The sequence below is a fragment of the Bacillus sp. Medicinal_06 genome, from assembly GCF_056711665.1.
On sequence record NZ_JBWYHD010000090.1, the window covers coordinates 1 to 255 of the forward strand.

A 255-nucleotide genomic window follows, 5' to 3' on the forward strand; every position below is an offset into this window, starting at 1 on the left:
ATTTTTAATTCCATATATTATCTCAAGATTTTTTCATTGGGTCAATATATCAGAGAAAGAGTGGTAAGAATGAGTTGGTGGAAATCAAAGGATAACCAGGTGCAAAAAAATACCATTCAAGGAAATGATAAACAACAAACTAAGCCTTCTCGAAACTCAGCGGTTCATTTTACGGGTGACTTCACATCAGACTTAGAACTCATAAGACAAGAAATCGGTCATAATTCTGATGTTCACTTTCGGGAGTTTAAGATT

General features: G+C 34.1%; 1 pseudogene. It reads left to right on the forward strand.

The window, feature by feature from the left end:
- Window positions 1-69 precede the first annotated feature (69 nt).
- Window positions 70-255, forward strand: a pseudogene (locus AC1M36_RS28635) (spore germination protein); the annotation flags it as partial.